Below are 16,146 nucleotides of genomic sequence, written 5' to 3' on the forward strand. Positions count from 1 at the left end.
GTGCACGCTGCACCGCCTGTCCCTGCGGGTCGAGGATCTCCGGCTTGAGCATGACGTCGACTACGACGCGTGCCACTGGCACTCCCGGTGGTGTGTTGCGTGGGCGGTTCCCTCAGCGTACCTGTCTCCAAAATCTACGCGAGTAGACATCTGGAGGACCCTACAAATGGACCGCGGAACGCGCCGTCGGCCGGCAGGAAAAATCCCGGAAAAGAATGGCCCCGGGCATTGCCGTCGGACACGCGCATGCAATTGGCTGGGCTTCACAATGTCGGGCGATCCGCTGTACAAAGGAATACAGAGGAAAGCAGCATTGCCCCTCAACAGCCCTAAATCCGGTATCGCCGCACGTCAAGCACGGCAGGAGCCGTGCCGGACAGGTAGGGGCGGAACAGCCCGGGAAAGGACCGATATCCGTGGCGCAGCGCGTAGTGGTGACGCTCTTCGACGACATCGACGGAGGCGAAGCGGCGGAAACGGTCACCTTCGGCCTCGACGGTAAGACGTACGAGATCGACCTCAATCCTGCCAATGCAAAGAAACTGCGCAAGACCCTCGCCCCGTACCTGGCGGCCGCCCGCAGACGGCCCGCCGGCGGCGTCGGCGTGGGCGGCGGTGGCGGCGGGAGCGGCCAGGGGCGCCCGCGCTCCTCGTACAAACGCACCTCGCTGGAACCCGACCCGGCGGCGGTCCGCGCCTGGGCGCAGTCGCACAACATGGACGTCCCCGCGCGCGGCCGGATCCCGAAGCGGGTCTACGAGGCGTTCCGCGAGGCGAGCTGACGAGCCGGAGGGGGGCCGGACGGGCCCGCCCGGACGGCCCTCGCACCGTCGAGTTGCGCGACACCCCGGGTGATCCGCTAGAGTTTGGATCACGCCGAGGGGCAAGGCCGAAAGGCCCGAACCTCACGGAGCGTGCGGGTGTAGTTCAGTAGTAGAACATCCCCCTTCCAGGGGGAAGGCGCAGTGTGCGATCCCTGTCACCCGCTCTGCATCACGTACCGTCCACTCCCATGGAATGGATCAGGTACAGTGGTGTTCGCACCGCCCGGTGAAAGCCGAGCGGCAGCACTGCGGACGTGGCTCAGTTGGTAGAGCATCACCTTGCCAAGGTGAGGGTCGCGAGTTCGAATCTCGTCGTCCGCTCAGAGAACGAAGGCCCCGGTCATCATGACCGGGGCCTTCGTCGTTTTCGTTCCGTTTTTCTTTCCCGTGATGTCGTCGGCCCCGGGTGCCCGCCGGCGTACCGATGACATTTGTCATCGGCATCCGGTGACACCGCGACCTGCCCGCGCGCGGTGGCCGGCGGAAACCTTGAGGCATGACCCAAGTGATTGAGGCGGAGGACGTCCGGCGCAGCTACGCCGGGGGGTTCGAGGCCGTGACCGGGATCACCTTCTCCGTGTCGCGCGGTGAGGTCTTCGCCCTGCTCGGTACGAACGGCGCCGGGAAGACCTCCACCGTCGAGCTGCTCGAGGGGCTCGCCCGCCCGAGCGGCGGCACCGTGCGGGTGCTCGGCCACGACCCGTACACCGAACGCGCCGCCGTCCGGCCCCGGATCGGCGTGATGCTCCAGGAAGGCGGGTTCCCCGCTGACCTGACGGTCGCCGAGACCGTACGGATGTGGGCCGGATGCACCAGCGGTGCGCGGCCGGCCGGGGAGGCGCTGGAGATGGTCGGCCTCGGCGGCCGGGCCCGGGTGCGCGTCAAGCAGCTGTCCGGCGGCGAGAAGCGGCGGCTGGATCTGGCGCTGGCCCTGCTCGGTGACCCCGAGGTGCTGTTCCTGGACGAGCCGTCGACCGGGCTGGACGCCGAGGGACGGCGCGACACCTGGGCGTTGGTGCGCCGACTGCGGGAGGCCGGGACGACCGTGCTGCTGACCACGCACTACCTGGAGGAGGCCGAGGCGCTCGCCGACCGGTTGGCGATCATGCACGGGGGCCGGATCGTGACGGCCGGGACGCCCGCCGAGGTGACGGCCACGCGCCCTTCGCGCATCCGGTTCGTCCTGCCCGAGGGGATCCCGGCCGCGCGGTTGCCGCTGTCGCTGCGGGCCGCCGCGACCGGGCGGCACGTCGAGATCCGCACCCACACCCTTCAGGAGTCGCTCGCCGACCTCCTGCTGTGGGCCCGTGAGGCGGGCGTGCGACTCGAAGGGCTCGACGCCCGGTCCGCCTCCCTCGAAGAGGCCTTCCTCGACATCGCGCGGAACGAGACGGTGGGTGTGTGACGTGGCGACCACGATGACGGCGCGCTTGGGCGCGCTGGGGCGAGCCGAGCTGACGCTCCTCGTCCGGAACCGGTACGCGCTGTTCACGGCGCTGCTGATGCCGGTGCTGATGGTGGGGGTACTGCGGTCCTCCCTGGACCGGGTCGGCCTGGACCGGGCCGGCATGAACGCCATGGAGGCGGCGCTCAGCGGTGGCGTGGTGATGATGCTGATCCTCGTCGTCTACCTCAACCTCGTCTCCGCGTACGTGGCCCGGCGTGAGGAGCTGGTGCTGAAGCGGCTGCGGACGGGGGAGGCCTCCGACCGGGAGATCCTCGCCGGCACCGCGCTGCCGGCGATCGTGCTCGCGGTGGCACAGAGCGCGCTGATCGTGGGGGCGGGCGCGGTCCTGCTCGATGTGCGCGCACCGGCGCGGCCGGAACTCCTCGTCGGTGGCGTGCTGGTGGGGATCGTGATGCTGATCGCCCTCGCCGGGGCGACGGCCGCGATCACGCGCACCGTGGAGAGCGCGCAGATCACCACCATGCCGCTGTTCCTGGTCTCGGCGATGGGTTCAGGGCTGTTCGTACCCCTGGAGGTGCTTCCGGAGAGGCTCGCCTCCGTCTGTGAACTGCTGCCGCTGTCCGGCGTGATGACGCTCGTACGGACCGGCTGGCTGGGCGGCGGGGGCGGCGCCGGCGAGTCGGCGGGGGCGGCGCTGACGGCGCTGGCCTGGACGGTGATCTCGGTGTTTGCTGTGCAGCGGTGGTTCCGCTGGGAGCCGCGGCGCTGACACGGGGGCGGGGGTAGGGACATGAGGATCACGGGGTGGTGGAGCCGGCGCAGCAACCCGGAGAAGGTCGAGCTCTACACCCGCTGGTCGTACCACCTGTTCGTACTGCTCGAAGTGGCTTCGATCGGCCTGGGCGTACTGGGCCGGACCGCCCCGCCGCTGGGCGGGTGGCTGTTCCTGCTGGTGGCGGCGCACTCCGTACTGGGGGGTGTGCTGGCGTCCCGGGCGCTGGACTGGACCGTGGGGCGGCGGGCCCGTCCGGATCGGCTCATGGTGGTCTTCGGGGTGGCGTCCTGCGTGCTCGCCGTGGCGACGCTGGCGCTGTACCGGTTCGGCGGGCCGAAGAACGTCGAGGCCGTCGCCACCATGGTGGTGGGGGTACTGGCCTTCGGCATCGGCGGAGTGGTCCTGGGCCTGACGAAGACCCGCCACATGCTCGGCCTGGTGCTCGCCGCGGGGGTCGGCACCGCCGTGGTCGGCCTCGGGCTCGGGCTGCGGCGCGGCGAGGCGGTCGGCTTCGCGCTCGGTGTCCTGATCGGCGGGGTGTTCCTCGCGTCGACCAGCGGGTTCTCCGGCTGGCTGCTGCGGGCGGTGTGGGAGCTGGACGCGGCGCGTGAGCTCCAGGCGCGGCTGGCGGTCGCGGAGGAGCGGCTGCGGTTCGGGCGGGACCTGCACGACGTGATGGGCCGCAACCTGTCGGTGATCGCGCTGAAGAGCGAGCTGGCGGTGCAGTTGGCCCGGCGGGGCAAGGCGGAGGCGGCGGTGGACCAGATGGCCGAGGTGCAGCGGATCGCGCAGGAGTCCCAGCGGGAGGTGCGGGACGTGGTCCGGGGCTACCGGGAGGCCGATCTGCACACCGAACTGGAGGGCGCGCGGAGCGTGTTGGCGGCGGCCGGGATCGCCTGCACGGTGGAGGCCGCGGCGGTGGAGCTGCCGGCGCCGGTCCAGTCGGCGCTGGCCTGGGTGGTGCGGGAGGGCACCACGAACGTACTGCGGCACGGGGACGCGCGGCGGTGCTCGGTGTCGGTGTCCGTGTCGCTGGGTGCGGAGGAGGGGTGTGCGGTGCTGGTGGTCGAGAACGACGGGGCCGACGGTGGTGCGGGCGCCGGGTCGGGTGCCGGTGGCGGGCCCGGTGCGCCCGGATCGGGCGCCGGGTCGGGCGCCGGGACGGGGCTGACCGGGCTGCGCGAACGCCTCGCCGCGCTGGACGGCACGCTGGAGGCGGGCCGGGTGAGCGGCGGACGGTTCCGCGTGACGGCCCGGGTGCCGGTCTCGGCGGCCGTGACGGCGTCCGTCACGGGGGCCGCGCGGTGACCGCCCCCGTGCGCGTACTGCTGGCCGACGACGAGCACCTGATACGGGGCGCGCTGGCCGCCCTGCTGGGGCTGGAGGACGATCTCGTGGTCGTCGCCGAGGCGGCGTCCGGGCCCGAGGCGCTCGCCATGGCGCGGGCGCACCGGCCGGACGTGGCGGTGCTGGACCTCCAGATGCCGGGCGCCGACGGTGTGAAGGTCGCCACATCGCTGCGCGCCGAACTGCCCGGTTGCCGCACCATGATCGTGACCGGGCACGGACGGCCCGGCCACCTGAAGCGGGCCCTCGCGGCGGGCGTGCGGGGCTTCGTGCCCAAGACGGTCAGCGCACAGCGGCTCGCCGAGATCATCCGTACCGTGCACGCCGGACACCGTTACGTCGACCCGGAGTTGGCCGCCGACGCCATCTCCGCCGGGGACTCGCCGCTGACCGCCCGGGAGGCGGAGGTGCTGGAGCTGGCGGTGGACGGGGCGCCGATCGCGGAGATCGCCGAGCGGGCTTCCCTCTCCCCCGGGACCGTACGGAACTACCTGTCGTCGGCCGCCTCGAAGCTGGGTGCCGAGAACCGTCACACGGCGGCGCGTCTCGCCCGGGAGCGAGGTTGGGTATAGTGGTCTCGCGCCACGGCGCATGCGGACGTAGCTCAGTTGGTAGAGCGCAACCTTGCCAAGGTTGAGGTCGCGAGTTCGAGCCTCGTCGTCCGCTCGCATGGAAGCCCCCCGGCCGGTCGGCCGGGGGGCTTCTTCGTTCCTACTGCCAGGTCTTGCCGGTCAGCAGCTCGTACGCCTCCAGGTACTTCGCCCGGGTCGCCTCCACGACCTGCTGCGGCAGGGCCGGCGGCGGCTGCTCGCTCCCGCGGTCCCAGCCGGAGGCCGGCGAGGTCAGCCAGTCGCGCACGAACTGCTTGTCGTACGACGGCTGGGCGCGGCCCGGCTCCCAGGTGTCGGCCGGCCAGAAGCGCGAGGAGTCCGGGGTCAGCACCTCGTCGGCGAGGACCAGGCCGTCGCCGTCGAGGCCGAACTCGAACTTGGTGTCCGCCAGGATGATCCCCCGGTCGCGGGCGATGTCGCGGGCGCGGGAGTAGATCGCGAGGGTCGACTGGCGCAGCTGGGCGGCGGTCTCGGCGCCGACCTGGCGGGCGACCTCCTCGTACGACACGTTCTCGTCGTGGTCGCCGACGGCCGCCTTGGTGGCCGGGGTGAAGATCGGCGCCGGGAGCTCCGAGCCGTCGCTGAGCCCTTCGGGGAGGGCCAGTCCGCAGACCGTACGGGACTCCTCGTACTCGACCAGGCCGGAGCCGGTGAGGTAGCCGCGGGCCACGCACTCGACCGGGACCATGCGCAGCGAGCGGCAGATCAGGGTGCGGCCCGCCCAGTCGGCGGGGGCGCCGGCGGGCAGCTCGGTGGAGATGACGTGGTTGGGGATGAGGTCGGCGAGCCGGTCGAACCACCAGAGCGAGAGCTGCGTGAGGACGCGGCCCTTGTCCGGGATCTCGGTGGGCAGCACCCAGTCGTAGGCGGAGATGCGGTCACTGGCGACCATCACGAGGTCGCCCGCCTCGTTCTGGTACAGGTCGCGCACCTTGCCGGTGTGCAGGTGCACCAGGCCCGGCACCTGAAGCGGTTCGGGCTTTTCGACGAATCCGGACACGGTTCCTCCCCGTGGTTCTGTCCAATCGGCTCCGATTCTCCCGCATGCGGGGCCGGGCTTTGGCCAGGGGTCTCGCGGACGGCACGGGATGGTCGGGAAGGATCTCTGCGGGATGAGCCGGAGGGGACCCCGGGCACGACCCGGAGCGCCTTTCCGTGGCCGTCCCCCCCGGAACCTGCCCGGAACCGCCCTCCGGAACCCTCCCCGGGACCGCCGCCCCCCGGGCCGGGCGAGGCGGGGCCGGGCCGGTCGGTGGGTCGGGGCGGGTCGGGAGAGGGACGGAGCGGGTCGGGCGGGATGGGGCGGGGCGGTGCCGGGAACGGAACTCCTGGTTGCGTTCTAGTCCCGTTTGCAGATGCGGTCCAGGAGGTTGGCCGTGGCGCGCTGGATACGGAGGTCGACATGACCCGGCCGGTCCAGGGCGGGGGACCAGGCGAAGGTGCCGGAGGCGAAGACCAGGGCGCCGGAGGGGGCCCGGTAGAGGGAGGTCTCCTGGTGGCGCAGCTGGTCGTCCCCGTCCCGGTAGGGGGAGTGGGCGAGCAGGATGCGCCGCTGGTGCTCGGGGAGGGCGGTGCGCGGGAAGTATCGGTCGGCCTCGCCGGCGACCAGGCCGGGCAGTTCGTCGCCCTCACCGGCGCCGGTCGCGTCCCAGAGCCAGTGCTCGGCGTTGCGGACCACCATGGGGTGCGGCTCGGGGACCCGGCCCGCGTACTGGATGCCGAGCAGTTGCTGCTCGGGGCGGTCGACCTCGCGCCACAGGGCGGGCTTGCCGGGGCCGCGGCGTTTTCGGCAGGTCAGGAGGCGGTCGGGGACGCCGGAGGCGGAAGGCGATAGCTCGACCTGCCAGTACATGGTGTTGGCGGAGAGGAACACCAGCGAGGTGCCCTGGTCGCGGGCGCGCTCCACGGTGCGCCGCATGGGCACCGACCAGTACTCGTCGTGGCCGGGGAAGACCAGGCCCCGGTACTGGCCGGGGTCGATGCGGCCCGCGTGCAGGTCGCGGGCGTCGGCGTAGGCGAGGTCGTAGCCGTACCGCTCGGCCCAGCGGATGAAGTCGTAGGCGTGGCCCACGTGCAGGGGCAGTCCGGCGCCGGCGTAGGGACGGTCGAAGGAGACGGTGGTGGCGGCGTCCTCCTCGCCGAGCAGGCGGCCGTCCTCGTCCCACGCGTGGTAGAGGCTGGCGCCGGTGCGGCCGTCCTCCGGGTAGAGGTTGTACGCCTGCCATGTGATGTCCGGCAGGAGAAGGAGCAGGTCGGCGGGGTGACTGTCGCGGACGGTGAACGGGATGTGGGAGCGGTAGCCGTCCACGGTGGTGAGCACCGCCACGTACGCGCCGATCGACCAGTAGGAGGGGACCTGGAGGCGCCAGGACAGCCACCAGTGGTGGCAGGAGACGGTCCGGTCCGCGGTGAGCGGGGGCGGCTGGACGATGCCGGAGAGGCGGGGGCTCGTGGTGATCTTGGCGGCGCCGTCGCCCGCGTAGTGACCGATCCGGTAGATGTCGACCGAGAACTGCTGCGGCGGGTCCACCGTGATGTGGAAGTCGATCGCCTCACCGGGCGCCACCGCGCCGGCGGACGCGAAGCCCTTGATCTGGCGGCGTACGTCGTCGGCGGAGCGCGGTCCGCCGTGGCCGCCGCGCGCGAGGGCCGGGTCGGCGTACCAGGGCACGACCTGGCCGGTGTCGCCGATGTACTGCTCGCTGCCGCGGAGCCAGGGCAGCGGTCCCTGGCCGAACGGGTCCGTGACGGCGTGCGCGAGGGCCCCGGACTCCCACCGCCGAATCTGCTCCGCCCCCATAGGTGCGCCCCTCCCTCGATCCCCCCGCGACTGTCAGTGCCGGTCTCCAGCACATCACATAACGCACGCAGTCCGTCACCGTTCGTCGCTAATCGGCGAGAACGGATCGTCGCATTCCGCTCCGGGTGCGCCGGTCGTCCGGCGCTCAGACGAGGCGCACGGGCTTCTCGGGTCGTACGCCGACGGTCGTGAGCCAGGACCGGAGCGGCTCCGGATCGGCGTCCTCTATGAGGCTCAGGATCCGGGCAGCCAGGTCGGGATGGCGCTTGCCACCGACGAGGAGGGTCGGCCCGTCGAGCCAGTCAAGCCCCGGTTCGGCGCCGGCGGTGTCGACGGCGGCGCAGCACACCATGGCGGTCACGTGATCGGCCAGCAGCTCGCGCCCGCTGCGGGGCGGCTGCAACGGGAACAGCGGGAGGGCGTCCCCGCCGGGCCCCCAGGCGGCATGGTCGATGTCCCCGGGAACGGATATGGGCGGCGGGGCGGACGGAAGGTCCGGAGCCGGGAGGTCTGGGTTTTCGGGGGCGGGCGCGGGATCCGGAGCCGGGAGGTCTGGGTCCTCGGGGGCGGGCGCGGGATCCGGAGCCGGGAGGTCAGGAGCCGGGAGGCCCGGGTTCTCGGGGGCGGGCGCGGTGCGCGGACCGGCCGGGTCCTGCGAGGGCCGCGGGTCCCGCGGGGCTTCGCCGGGCCGCGGGTCCGGCGCCCGTGCCGGGCCGTCGGGGCCGGCGGCGGACGCGGGCGCGGCGGGCGTCCCCGGCTCCGCGCCGGGCAGCGGGGCTCCCGCCGCGGCCTCGCGGGACACCTCGGCCGTGATCGCGGCGGCCAGCGTCTCGCCGGTGGGCGTCGTGGACAGGTGGTCCATCACCCGGGCCAGCGTCGCCTCCGCGTCCTGGTCGACGCCGAGACGGTCGAGCACCCGGTGGAGGCGCGCCGCCTCCGTACGCCACTTGCGGTCGACGACCTCGTCCGGGTACTGCTGCCAGTCCACCGGGGCCCAGTCGGGGCCCATCTCGGCGGGCCCGCCGTGGAAGAGGCGGGCGGCCAGCAGCGAGGTGGCCTCGTCGACGAGGCCGGGCTCTTCGAGCAGGTCGCACGCCGGGCGCTCGCCCAGCCGGGAGGTGAAGCCCTCCGCCAGCCGGTCGCGCCGCGACAGCTCGGTCAGCGCCGAGACGACGCCCGCGTCCAGCCGGGAGGGCCAGCGGCCCATGCGCCAGGCGGGCAGGGCCACCCGGGTCAGCAGCCGGTCCCAGCCCGCGTACGCCAGCCCGACCTGCTCCTGGGCGACGATCCGCAGGCCGTAGTCCACCGCCTGCGCACGCTCCGACGCGGCCGCCGCCACGCCCCGCTCCATCTCGGCGGCGTGCCCCCGGCAGCCGCGCAGCAGCACCCGCGCGACCGCGCCGACGAACCGCGCGCCCAGGCGCCGTACCGGATCGAGGCCCGGCCGGTCCGCCACCGCGACCGCCGCGTCCAGGCCCCGGACGAAACGGCGGGCCGCCGCTATGTCGGGGTGCGCGGACGGGCCGGTGCCGGCGACGACGGGGGCCAGCACCGCCCGCAGCTCGGCGACCCTCATCCACCACAGGAACGGCGACCCTATGACGAGGACGGGCGGGGTGTCCGAACGGTGCAGGCCCGGCACGGCCGGCCTGCCGTGCGCCGGGTGCGTCCGGTCCTCCAGCCAGCTGTCGCAGTCCGGGGTGAGCGCTATGCCCGACGGCACGGGGACGTCCAGGCGCCCGGCGAGGTCCCGCACCATCCGGTACAGGTCGGGGGCCGACGCCTCGGGGATCTCCACCGTCGGCGTCAGTGCGGGCCGGGCCCGCACGATCACGGTGGCGACCGCCGCCCCGGCCACCAGCGCCACGGCCGCGACCACCGACACCGACCAGCGGGCGGCGTCCCAGCCTGCGCCGGGCAGGTGGCCCGTGGCGGCGCCGGTCAGCAGCACCACGGCGAAGGCGGCCGGCAGCAGCGCCACGGCCAGCGCCCTGCCGCGCACCCGCAGCACGGCCAGGGCGTGGGCGTACGCGGCTCGCGCACCCCGCTCCTCACCCATCCCGAAACGAGTACCGGAATCGGACACGGCCGTACGTCACCCCCTTCTGCCCTGCGGCGGACTGCCTCGCGGCGGTGTTGGTCACTCCCCCACTGTGGCACCCGCCACTGACATCGCAATGCCGGTGGGCCAAGTGCCGGAATGCCTGCGCGGCACCCTAGTTGGGGCACCGGCAGGCGTCATCCGGATGGCTCAGCCGTCACTCGATGGAATGGCTTTGGGCAAAGGTGCAGACGGTTCAGCGCAGTACGCGGTTCACTCCCCGGGCGGCCGCCCGGTTCGCTCCCCACCGCGCTCCGGCGTTCACTCCCCGGCGGCCTTGCGCGCGATGTCCGTACGGTGGTGGGAGCCGTCGAGCCGGATGCGCCCGACCGCCGCGTACGCCCGTTCCCGGGCCTCGGCGAGGTCCTTCCCGGTCGCGGTGACGGACAGGACGCGGCCACCGGCGCTCACGACCGCGTCGCCGTCCCGCCTGGTCCCGGCGTGGAGCACGTACGCGTGCGGCGCGTCCTTGGCCGCGACCTCGTCCAGGCCCTCGATCGGGTCGCCGGTGCGCGGCGTGCCCGGGTAGTTGTGCGAGGCGACCACCACGGTGACGGCGGCGTCGTCGTGCCACGTCAGGGGCGGCTCGCTGTCGAGGGTGCCGTTGGCGGCGTGCAGCAGGACACGGGCGAGCGGGGTGCGCAGGCGGGCGAGGACCACCTGGGTCTCCGGGTCGCCGAAGCGGGCGTTGAACTCGATGACCCGGACGCCGCGCGAGGTGATCGCGAGCCCCGCGTACAGCAGGCCCTGGAAGGGCGTGCCCCGGCGGCGCAGCTCGTCCACGGTGGGCTGGAGGACGCTCGCCATGACCTCGTCGACCAGCTTCGGGTCGGCCCAGGGCAGCGGCGAGTAGGCGCCCATGCCACCGGTGTTGGGGCCCTGGTCGTCGTCCAGCGCCCGCTTGAAGTCCTGGGCGGGGGTGAGCGGCAGCACCGTCGTGCCGTCGGTGATCGCGAAGAGGGAGACCTCGGGGCCGTCCAGGTACTCCTCGATGACCACGCGGTCGCAGGAGCGGGCGTGGGCGCGCGCCTGCTCGACGTCGTCGGTGACGACGACGCCCTTGCCGGCGGCGAGGCCGTCGTCCTTGACGACGTACGGGGCGCCGAAGGCGTCGAGTGCCTCGTCGATCTCTTCGTGGGTGGTGCAGACGTACGAGCGGGCCGTGGGGACGCCGGCGGCGGCCATCACGTCCTTGGCGAACGCCTTGGAGCCCTCCAGCAGCGCGGCCTCCTCGGAGGGGCCGAAGCAGGGGACACCGGCCGCCCGGACGGCGTCGGCGACACCCGCGACGAGCGGTGCCTCCGGGCCGACGACGACCAGCTCGGCCCCCAGGCCGGTGGCGAGGCGGGCCACGGCCGCGCCGTCGAGGGCGTCGACCGGGTGAAGCTCGGCGACCTCCGCGATTCCGGCGTTGCCGGGCGCGCAGTGCAGAGCGGTGACGTCGGGATCGAGGGAAAGTGAGCGGCACAGGGCGTGTTCGCGGGCGCCGCCGCCAATGACGAGGACCTTCACGCGAGCCAGGGTAGCCCGCGCGGCGATGGGCCCCTTGTGCGGGCCGCCGAGGACGGTGCCGCTACTCGTTCGTGTATTCCTCCACGACCGTCGCCCCGAGCTCGCGCACGATCAGCTCGTGACCGGAGAGCGCGGAGTCGACGAGGTCGGGGTCGTCGTCCTCGGGCATGTCGTCCTCGGGTCTGACCGGCTGCCGGGCCGCCGGGGCCCGGGCGGGCTCGGGCGCGGAGGAACCGGAGGGCGGCGCGGAGGACGGCCGGGACGCCTGGGCCTGCGGAGCGGGTGCCTGCTGCACGTGGCCGGGGGCGGCCTGCGGCGCGGGCGCGGGCGGGCGGCCACCGCCGTAGCCGCCGCCACCGCCGTACCCGCCGCCACCGCCGTGGCCACCGCCGTAGCCGCCGCCTCCGGACGCGGGCGGGGGCGCGGAGCCGCCGGACGGGTCGACGATCGCCTCGATCTTCCACTGGACGTTGAACTGCTCGGCGAGCGCCTGCCGCAGGACGTCCTCACTGCCGCTGCTCGCGAAGTTGTCCCGGGCGCCGGCGTTGAGGAAGCCGAGCTGGAGGGTGGTGCCGTCGAAGCCGGCCACCTGGGCGTTCTGGCTGAGCAGGATCCAGGTGAAGCGGCGGCGGTTCTTGACCGCCTCCAGGATGTCCGGCCACATGTTCCGCACCTGGGCGGCGCCCTGCGACGTCCCCGCCCCGGCGGAGGGCGCGGGCGCGGCGGCCGAGGCCGGCGCGGGCGCGGGCGCGGGCGCGGGCGCCGAGGGCTCCGGCTGCGCCGGGGCGCCGGGGTGGGCCGCCGACGACGCCGACGGCCAGGCGCCCGGGCGGCCGCCCGGCTCCTGGGACCCGGGCGCGGCGGCGGAGGGCCACGCGCCGGGACGGGTGGCGGCCGGCGGGGGCGCGGCGGGCGGGCCGGCGGGCGCGGGCGCCGGGCCCGGCTCGGGCGCCGCGGCGGGCGCGGCGGCGGGGGCGGGCACAGCGGCAGGGGCGGGGCTGGGCGCGGGTGCCGGAGCAGGGGCGTCCCCCGGGCCCCGTACCGCCGCCCGAGCGGTGGCGGGTCCGCCGCCCGGCACGGCGGGCGGCACCTGGGTGTGGGCCTCGGGCCCCGGTACGTACCCCATGGCGGGAGCCGGGCCCGTCGCCTGGAACGCGGCGCCCTGGACCACCGAGCCGCGCTCCAGCCGGTCCAGCCGGGCCAGCAGCGACCGCTCGTCGGTGAACGCGGCGGGCAGCAGCACGCGGGCGCAGATCAGCTCCAGCTGGAGCCGGGGCGAGGTGGCGCCCCGCATCTCGGTGAGCCCGGTGTTCACGATGTCGGCGGCCCGGCTGAGCTCGGCGGCGCCGAACACGGCGGCCTGGGCCTGCATCCGCTCGATCACGTCGGCGGGCGCGTCGATGAGCCCCTTGTCGGCGGCGTCCGGCACCGCGGCCAGGATGACCAGGTCGCGCAGCCGCTCCAGCAGGTCGGCCACGAAGCGCCGGGGGTCGTTGCCGCCCTCGATGACCCGGTCGACCACCTCGAACGCGGCGGCCCCGTCCCCGGCGGCGAAGGCTTCCACCACCGAGTCGAGCAGCGAGCCGTCCGTGTACCCGAGGAGCGAGGTGGCCATGGCGTACGTCACCCCGTCCTCGGCGGCGCCGGCCAGCAGCTGGTCCATGACGGACATCGAGTCACGCACGGACCCGGCCCCCGCCCGCACGACGAGCGGCAGCACCCCGTCCTCGACCGGGATCCGCTCCTTGCCGCACACCTCGCCCAGGTACTCCCGGAGCGTCCCGGGCGGCACGAGCCGGAACGGGTAGTGGTGCGTACGCGACCGGATGGTCCCGATGACCTTCTCGGGCTCGGTCGTCGCGAAGATGAACTTCAGGTGCTCCGGCGGCTCCTCGACCACCTTCAGCAGGGCGTTGAAGCCCGCCGAGGTGACCATGTGGGCCTCGTCGATGATGTAGATCTTGTACCGGCTGCTCGCGGGCCCGAAGAATGCCTTCTCCCGCAGGTCACGGGCGTCGTCCACACCACCGTGGGACGCGGCGTCGATCTCGATGACGTCGATCGAACCCGGCCCGTTCCTGGCCAGGTCCCGGCACGACTGGCACTCCCCGCAGGGGGTGGGCGTGGGACCTTGCTCACAGTTCAGGCAGCGGGCCAGGATCCGCGCGCTGGTCGTCTTGCCGCACCCGCGGGGCCCGCTGAACAGGTACGCGTGATTGACCCGGTTGTTCCGCAGGGCCTGCTGCAACGGGTCGGTGACATGCTCCTGCCCGATGACCTCGGCGAAGGACTCGGGACGATAGCGGCGGTACAGCGCAAGGGACGACACCCTTACGACGATATCGGGCCCCACCGACAATCGACCCGGCCCACCGGGACCCCCGCCCCGGACGCAAGGCGCCCCTCACGCACCCGCCAGAGCCGACCTACCCTTGCTGCCTTCCGGCCCTGGGGGAGTTCAGTCAGATAGCGCCACGTGAGGGGCTGCGCCCAGCCTACCCGATGCCATGACCCGCCGGGGCACCCCCCGGCCACCTCGGCCGCCTCGGGCCGGCGGCGGGGCAACGGGTTCGCGAGCACTCCTCAACGTCTTGTATTGTTTGCGGCGGAGGATTCGCCTAGAGGCCTAGGGCGCACGCTTGGAAAGCGTGTTGGGGGCAACCCCTCACGAGTTCGAATCTCGTATCCTCCGCCAGTGCCTCACCGGGCACGATGTCGAAGGGCCCCACCGTTCGCGGTGGGGCCCTTCGACGTCTTCCGGTCTCGTCGCGGTCCGCGCGGCCCTCGTGCGGCTGCATGGGCCGGACCACGACGACCACACGGTCACGCTGACGGGCTTCGGACGCCGACGGACGTGCGCCGCGGACCCGGGCGGCCGGTCCGGGAAGGCGGGCCGGCCCCCCGCGTTCAGCCGGCGGGGGGCCCGACCGTGGCGTCGAGGTCCTTGGCGTACAGGTCGATGGCGCGGCGGTACCGCTGGACCGAGGGGTCCATGCTCGTGGTGGCGAGGAGGTCCAGCAGGATGCCCATGGCCTCGTGGTGGTCGCCCGTGTTGTGGAGCGCCATCGCCAGGAAGGTCCGCAGGCCGCCGTCGTCCGGGTACTCCGCGACGCCGCGGCGGAGGGTCTCGACGGCGCGGGCGTACTCGCCGAGTACCCGGTAGGTGCTGCCCAGGCCCAGAAGGGCACCGCGGCGGTCCTCGTCGGGGAGGCCGGTGCCGGCGAGGCAGCGCTCGTAGAAGGGGACCGCCTCCGCCTCCAGGCCCAGCCGGTCGTGGACGCAGGCCGCGCGGTACTGCACGCGCGCGTCGTCCGGGTCGCGGGCGGCCAGGTCCAGCAGTTCGCGGCGGGTCTCTTCGAGCCCGTCGTCTTCCGTTGCGCTCATGCGCACATCGTCGCAGCACCGGGTTCCCGGGGGGCCGGAACCATGAGGGAACGGATCGGGAAGCCCTCCGGCCAGACTCGCCGCAGTCGATCGAGGAGGCCGGCCCATGACGGACAACCCGTCCGACCACCCGCCGGACACCCGGTCCGCGGAGCGCGTCCTGATGGTGCTGCCCTCGGACCGGCTCGTACGCACGGCCGCCGCGGCCGGATGCCGCGTGTGGTCGGTGTGGGACCCGGCACTGCGCGAGCGGGCCTACCTCGACGAGGTGGCCCGGCACTCCGAGCGGCTGCTGCTGGCCGACCTGGACGACGAGGCGGGGTTGCGGGCCCTCATCGCCCGTACCGCTCACGAGCACCGGGTGACCCATGTGATGCATCTCGGCGGGGCCCGCGCGGCGGCCTCCGTCCTCGCGGAGGCCGGGGCACTCGGGCTCGGCAGCAACCCCGCGGACGCGGTGCGGACGCTCGGCGACCGGGGCGCGATGCGGGAGCTGTTACGGGACTACCCCCGGCTTCGCGTACGGGCCGAGCGCGCCGCCGACGCCGCCGCGGTCCCGCGGGCCGTGGCGCGGTTCGGGGGAGCCCCCGTCGTGGTCAAGTCCGCCCGGGCGGCCGGCCCGTGCGGCGCGACGCTGGTCCGGGGGCCGTACGGGTCGGCCGACTGGGAACGGGAAGCGGCAGCCCGCGACACCCCTGGGCCCTTCCTCGTCGAGGAGTACCTGCCCGGCCCCCAGTACGCCGTGGAGACCCTCAGCGTCGACGGGATGCACCAGGTCGTCGGCGTCACGGCCACCCGGACCACGGGCCCGCCGCGTTTCGAGGCGGTGTCCCACGTCCATCCCGCGCCGCTCGGCGACCGCGCCGAGGCGGAGATCCGGTCGGCGGTGTGCGCGCTGCTGGACCTCGCCGGATTCGAGAACGGTCCCACGCACACCACGGTGGTGCGGACGCCGCACGGGACCCGCGTCCTGGCCGCCCGCGCGGGCCTCGGCGGGGACGGCATCCCCCTGCTCGTGGAGCTGGCCCGCGGCACCGACCTGGAGACGGAGTCGTTCCGGGCGCTCACCGGCGGACTTCTGACCCCGCCCACCCTCCGCCGCACCGCCATGGCCGGCTTCGTCGGGCTCCCCGCCGGCCGTCCGCCCGGCACCCCCGCGGCCGAAGCGCTCCGCGCCCTGCCGTACGTCCGTGCCGTGACCGTACGGACCCGGCCCGCGAACTCACGGACGCCGCCCGGCCCCTGCGCGCGGGTGGTCGTCGTGGGTGACGGGCCGCAGGAGGCGGCCCGGCACCTGGCCACCGTGCGGCGGCTGCTGGGGGCTCCGTACGAAACGCGCCCGGAAGCGGCACGCACCGCGTGAGGCGTACGGGTCCGTGAAGGC

General features: G+C 74.0%; 13 protein-coding genes, 4 tRNA genes and 1 other RNA gene. 10 read left to right on the plus strand and 8 right to left on the minus strand.

Features of this window, described 5'->3' with window-relative positions; all coding sequences use genetic code 11:
• On the minus strand, positions 1 to 76 hold a 76-nt coding region (locus IE109_RS05610; protein WP_189550087.1), incomplete at its 3' end, for a phosphoribosylformylglycinamidine synthase subunit PurS.
• 340 nt (positions 77 to 416) lie between these two features.
• Between IE109_RS05610 and IE109_RS05615 the strand changes: the two genes are divergently transcribed.
• The 8 genes from IE109_RS05615 to IE109_RS05650 all read left to right on the plus strand — a co-directional run bounded on the left by IE109_RS05615 (position 417) and on the right by IE109_RS05650 (position 5,020).
• Positions 417 to 782, plus strand: coding sequence for a histone-like nucleoid-structuring protein Lsr2 (locus IE109_RS05615; protein WP_189549638.1), 366 nt, complete (start codon positions 417 to 419; stop codon positions 780 to 782).
• A gap of 134 nt (positions 783 to 916) precedes the next feature.
• A tRNA-Gly gene (locus IE109_RS05620) sits at positions 917 to 988 on the plus strand.
• 84 nt (positions 989 to 1,072) lie between these two features.
• Positions 1,073 to 1,145 (plus strand) — tRNA-Gly (locus IE109_RS05625).
• A 175-nt stretch (positions 1,146 to 1,320) separates the two neighbouring features.
• Positions 1,321 to 2,229, plus strand: a complete 909-nt coding sequence (locus tag IE109_RS05630) for an ABC transporter ATP-binding protein (RefSeq protein ID WP_189549639.1) — start codon at positions 1,321 to 1,323, stop codon at positions 2,227 to 2,229.
• A gap of 13 nt (positions 2,230 to 2,242) precedes the next feature.
• Positions 2,243 to 3,001 carry an ABC transporter permease gene (locus IE109_RS05635; RefSeq protein WP_189550088.1) on the plus strand — a complete coding sequence of 253 codons (759 nt, stop codon included), beginning with the start codon at positions 2,243 to 2,245 and terminating at the stop codon, positions 2,999 to 3,001.
• A 21-nt stretch (positions 3,002 to 3,022) separates the two neighbouring features.
• Positions 3,023 to 4,315, plus strand: coding sequence for a sensor histidine kinase (locus IE109_RS05640; protein WP_189549640.1), 1,293 nt, complete (start codon positions 3,023 to 3,025; stop codon positions 4,313 to 4,315).
• Entirely contained in the window at positions 4,312 to 4,926 is a 615-nt protein-coding gene (locus tag IE109_RS05645; protein ID WP_189549641.1) for a response regulator transcription factor, read from the plus strand. Before IE109_RS05640 ends, IE109_RS05645 begins: the two co-directional genes overlap by 4 nt.
• Before the next feature lie 21 nt (positions 4,927 to 4,947).
• Positions 4,948 to 5,020 (plus strand) — tRNA-Gly (locus tag IE109_RS05650).
• Positions 5,021 to 5,065: 45 nt separating this feature from the next.
• Here the strand turns inward: IE109_RS05650 and IE109_RS05655 are convergent.
• From IE109_RS05655 to ffs, 6 genes are all read right to left on the minus strand, one after another.
• Positions 5,066 to 5,965: a phosphoribosylaminoimidazolesuccinocarboxamide synthase gene (locus IE109_RS05655; protein ID WP_189549642.1), complete on the minus strand. Its 900-nt coding sequence runs from the start codon at positions 5,963 to 5,965 to the stop codon at positions 5,066 to 5,068.
• A gap of 339 nt (positions 5,966 to 6,304) precedes the next feature.
• Complete coding sequence (locus IE109_RS05660; RefSeq protein ID WP_189549643.1) at positions 6,305 to 7,765, minus strand: N,N-dimethylformamidase beta subunit family domain-containing protein; 1,461 nt, start codon at positions 7,763 to 7,765, stop codon at positions 6,305 to 6,307.
• Positions 7,766 to 7,910: 145 nt separating this feature from the next.
• Positions 7,911 to 9,824, minus strand: coding sequence for a hypothetical protein (locus tag IE109_RS05665; RefSeq protein ID WP_189549644.1), 1,914 nt, complete (start codon positions 9,822 to 9,824; stop codon positions 7,911 to 7,913).
• Positions 9,825 to 10,127: 303 nt separating this feature from the next.
• Positions 10,128 to 11,378: a phosphoribosylamine--glycine ligase gene (gene purD, locus IE109_RS05670; protein ID WP_189549645.1), complete on the minus strand. Its 1,251-nt coding sequence runs from the start codon at positions 11,376 to 11,378 to the stop codon at positions 10,128 to 10,130.
• A 61-nt stretch (positions 11,379 to 11,439) separates the two neighbouring features.
• Positions 11,440 to 13,707: a DNA polymerase III subunit gamma and tau gene (locus IE109_RS05675; protein WP_189549646.1), complete on the minus strand. Its 2,268-nt coding sequence runs from the start codon at positions 13,705 to 13,707 to the stop codon at positions 11,440 to 11,442.
• A gap of 64 nt (positions 13,708 to 13,771) precedes the next feature.
• An RNA gene (gene ffs, locus IE109_RS05680) (signal recognition particle sRNA small type) lies at positions 13,772 to 13,866 on the minus strand.
• A gap of 119 nt (positions 13,867 to 13,985) precedes the next feature.
• On the opposite strand from ffs, the gene IE109_RS05685 reads away from it, so the two are divergent.
• Positions 13,986 to 14,073, plus strand: a tRNA-Ser gene (locus IE109_RS05685).
• A gap of 212 nt (positions 14,074 to 14,285) precedes the next feature.
• On the opposite strand, the gene IE109_RS05690 is transcribed toward IE109_RS05685, so the two are convergent.
• A complete protein-coding gene (locus tag IE109_RS05690; protein WP_189549647.1) occupies positions 14,286 to 14,762 on the minus strand; it encodes a tetratricopeptide repeat protein in 477 nt (158 codons plus the stop codon).
• A 106-nt stretch (positions 14,763 to 14,868) separates the two neighbouring features.
• Between IE109_RS05690 and IE109_RS05695 the strand changes: the two genes are divergently transcribed.
• Complete coding sequence (locus IE109_RS05695) at positions 14,869 to 16,125, plus strand: ATP-grasp domain-containing protein (protein WP_189549648.1); 1,257 nt, start codon at positions 14,869 to 14,871, stop codon at positions 16,123 to 16,125.
• Positions 16,126 to 16,146: the final 21 nt, after the last annotated feature.

This window comes from Streptomyces lavendofoliae, assembly GCF_014649735.1.
Classification (GTDB): domain Bacteria; phylum Actinomycetota; class Actinomycetes; order Streptomycetales; family Streptomycetaceae; genus Streptomyces; species Streptomyces lavendofoliae.

Excerpts from the sequence above, each read along its gene's own strand:
- IE109_RS05690 (WP_189549647.1), bottom strand. The coding sequence starts at position 14,762 with ATGAGCGCAACGGAAGACGACGGGCTCGAAGAGACCCGCCGCGAACTG.
- IE109_RS05665 (WP_189549644.1), bottom strand. The coding sequence starts at position 9,824 with ATGGGTGAGGAGCGGGGTGCGCGAGCCGCGTACGCCCACGCCCTGGCC.
- IE109_RS05695 (WP_189549648.1), top strand. The coding sequence starts at position 14,869 with ATGACGGACAACCCGTCCGACCACCCGCCGGACACCCGGTCCGCGGAG.
- IE109_RS05630 (WP_189549639.1), top strand. The coding sequence starts at position 1,321 with ATGACCCAAGTGATTGAGGCGGAGGACGTCCGGCGCAGCTACGCCGGG.
- IE109_RS05660 (WP_189549643.1), bottom strand. The coding sequence starts at position 7,765 with ATGGGGGCGGAGCAGATTCGGCGGTGGGAGTCCGGGGCCCTCGCGCAC.
- IE109_RS05635 (WP_189550088.1), top strand. The coding sequence starts at position 2,243 with ATGACGGCGCGCTTGGGCGCGCTGGGGCGAGCCGAGCTGACGCTCCTC.
- IE109_RS05640 (WP_189549640.1), top strand. The coding sequence starts at position 3,023 with ATGAGGATCACGGGGTGGTGGAGCCGGCGCAGCAACCCGGAGAAGGTC.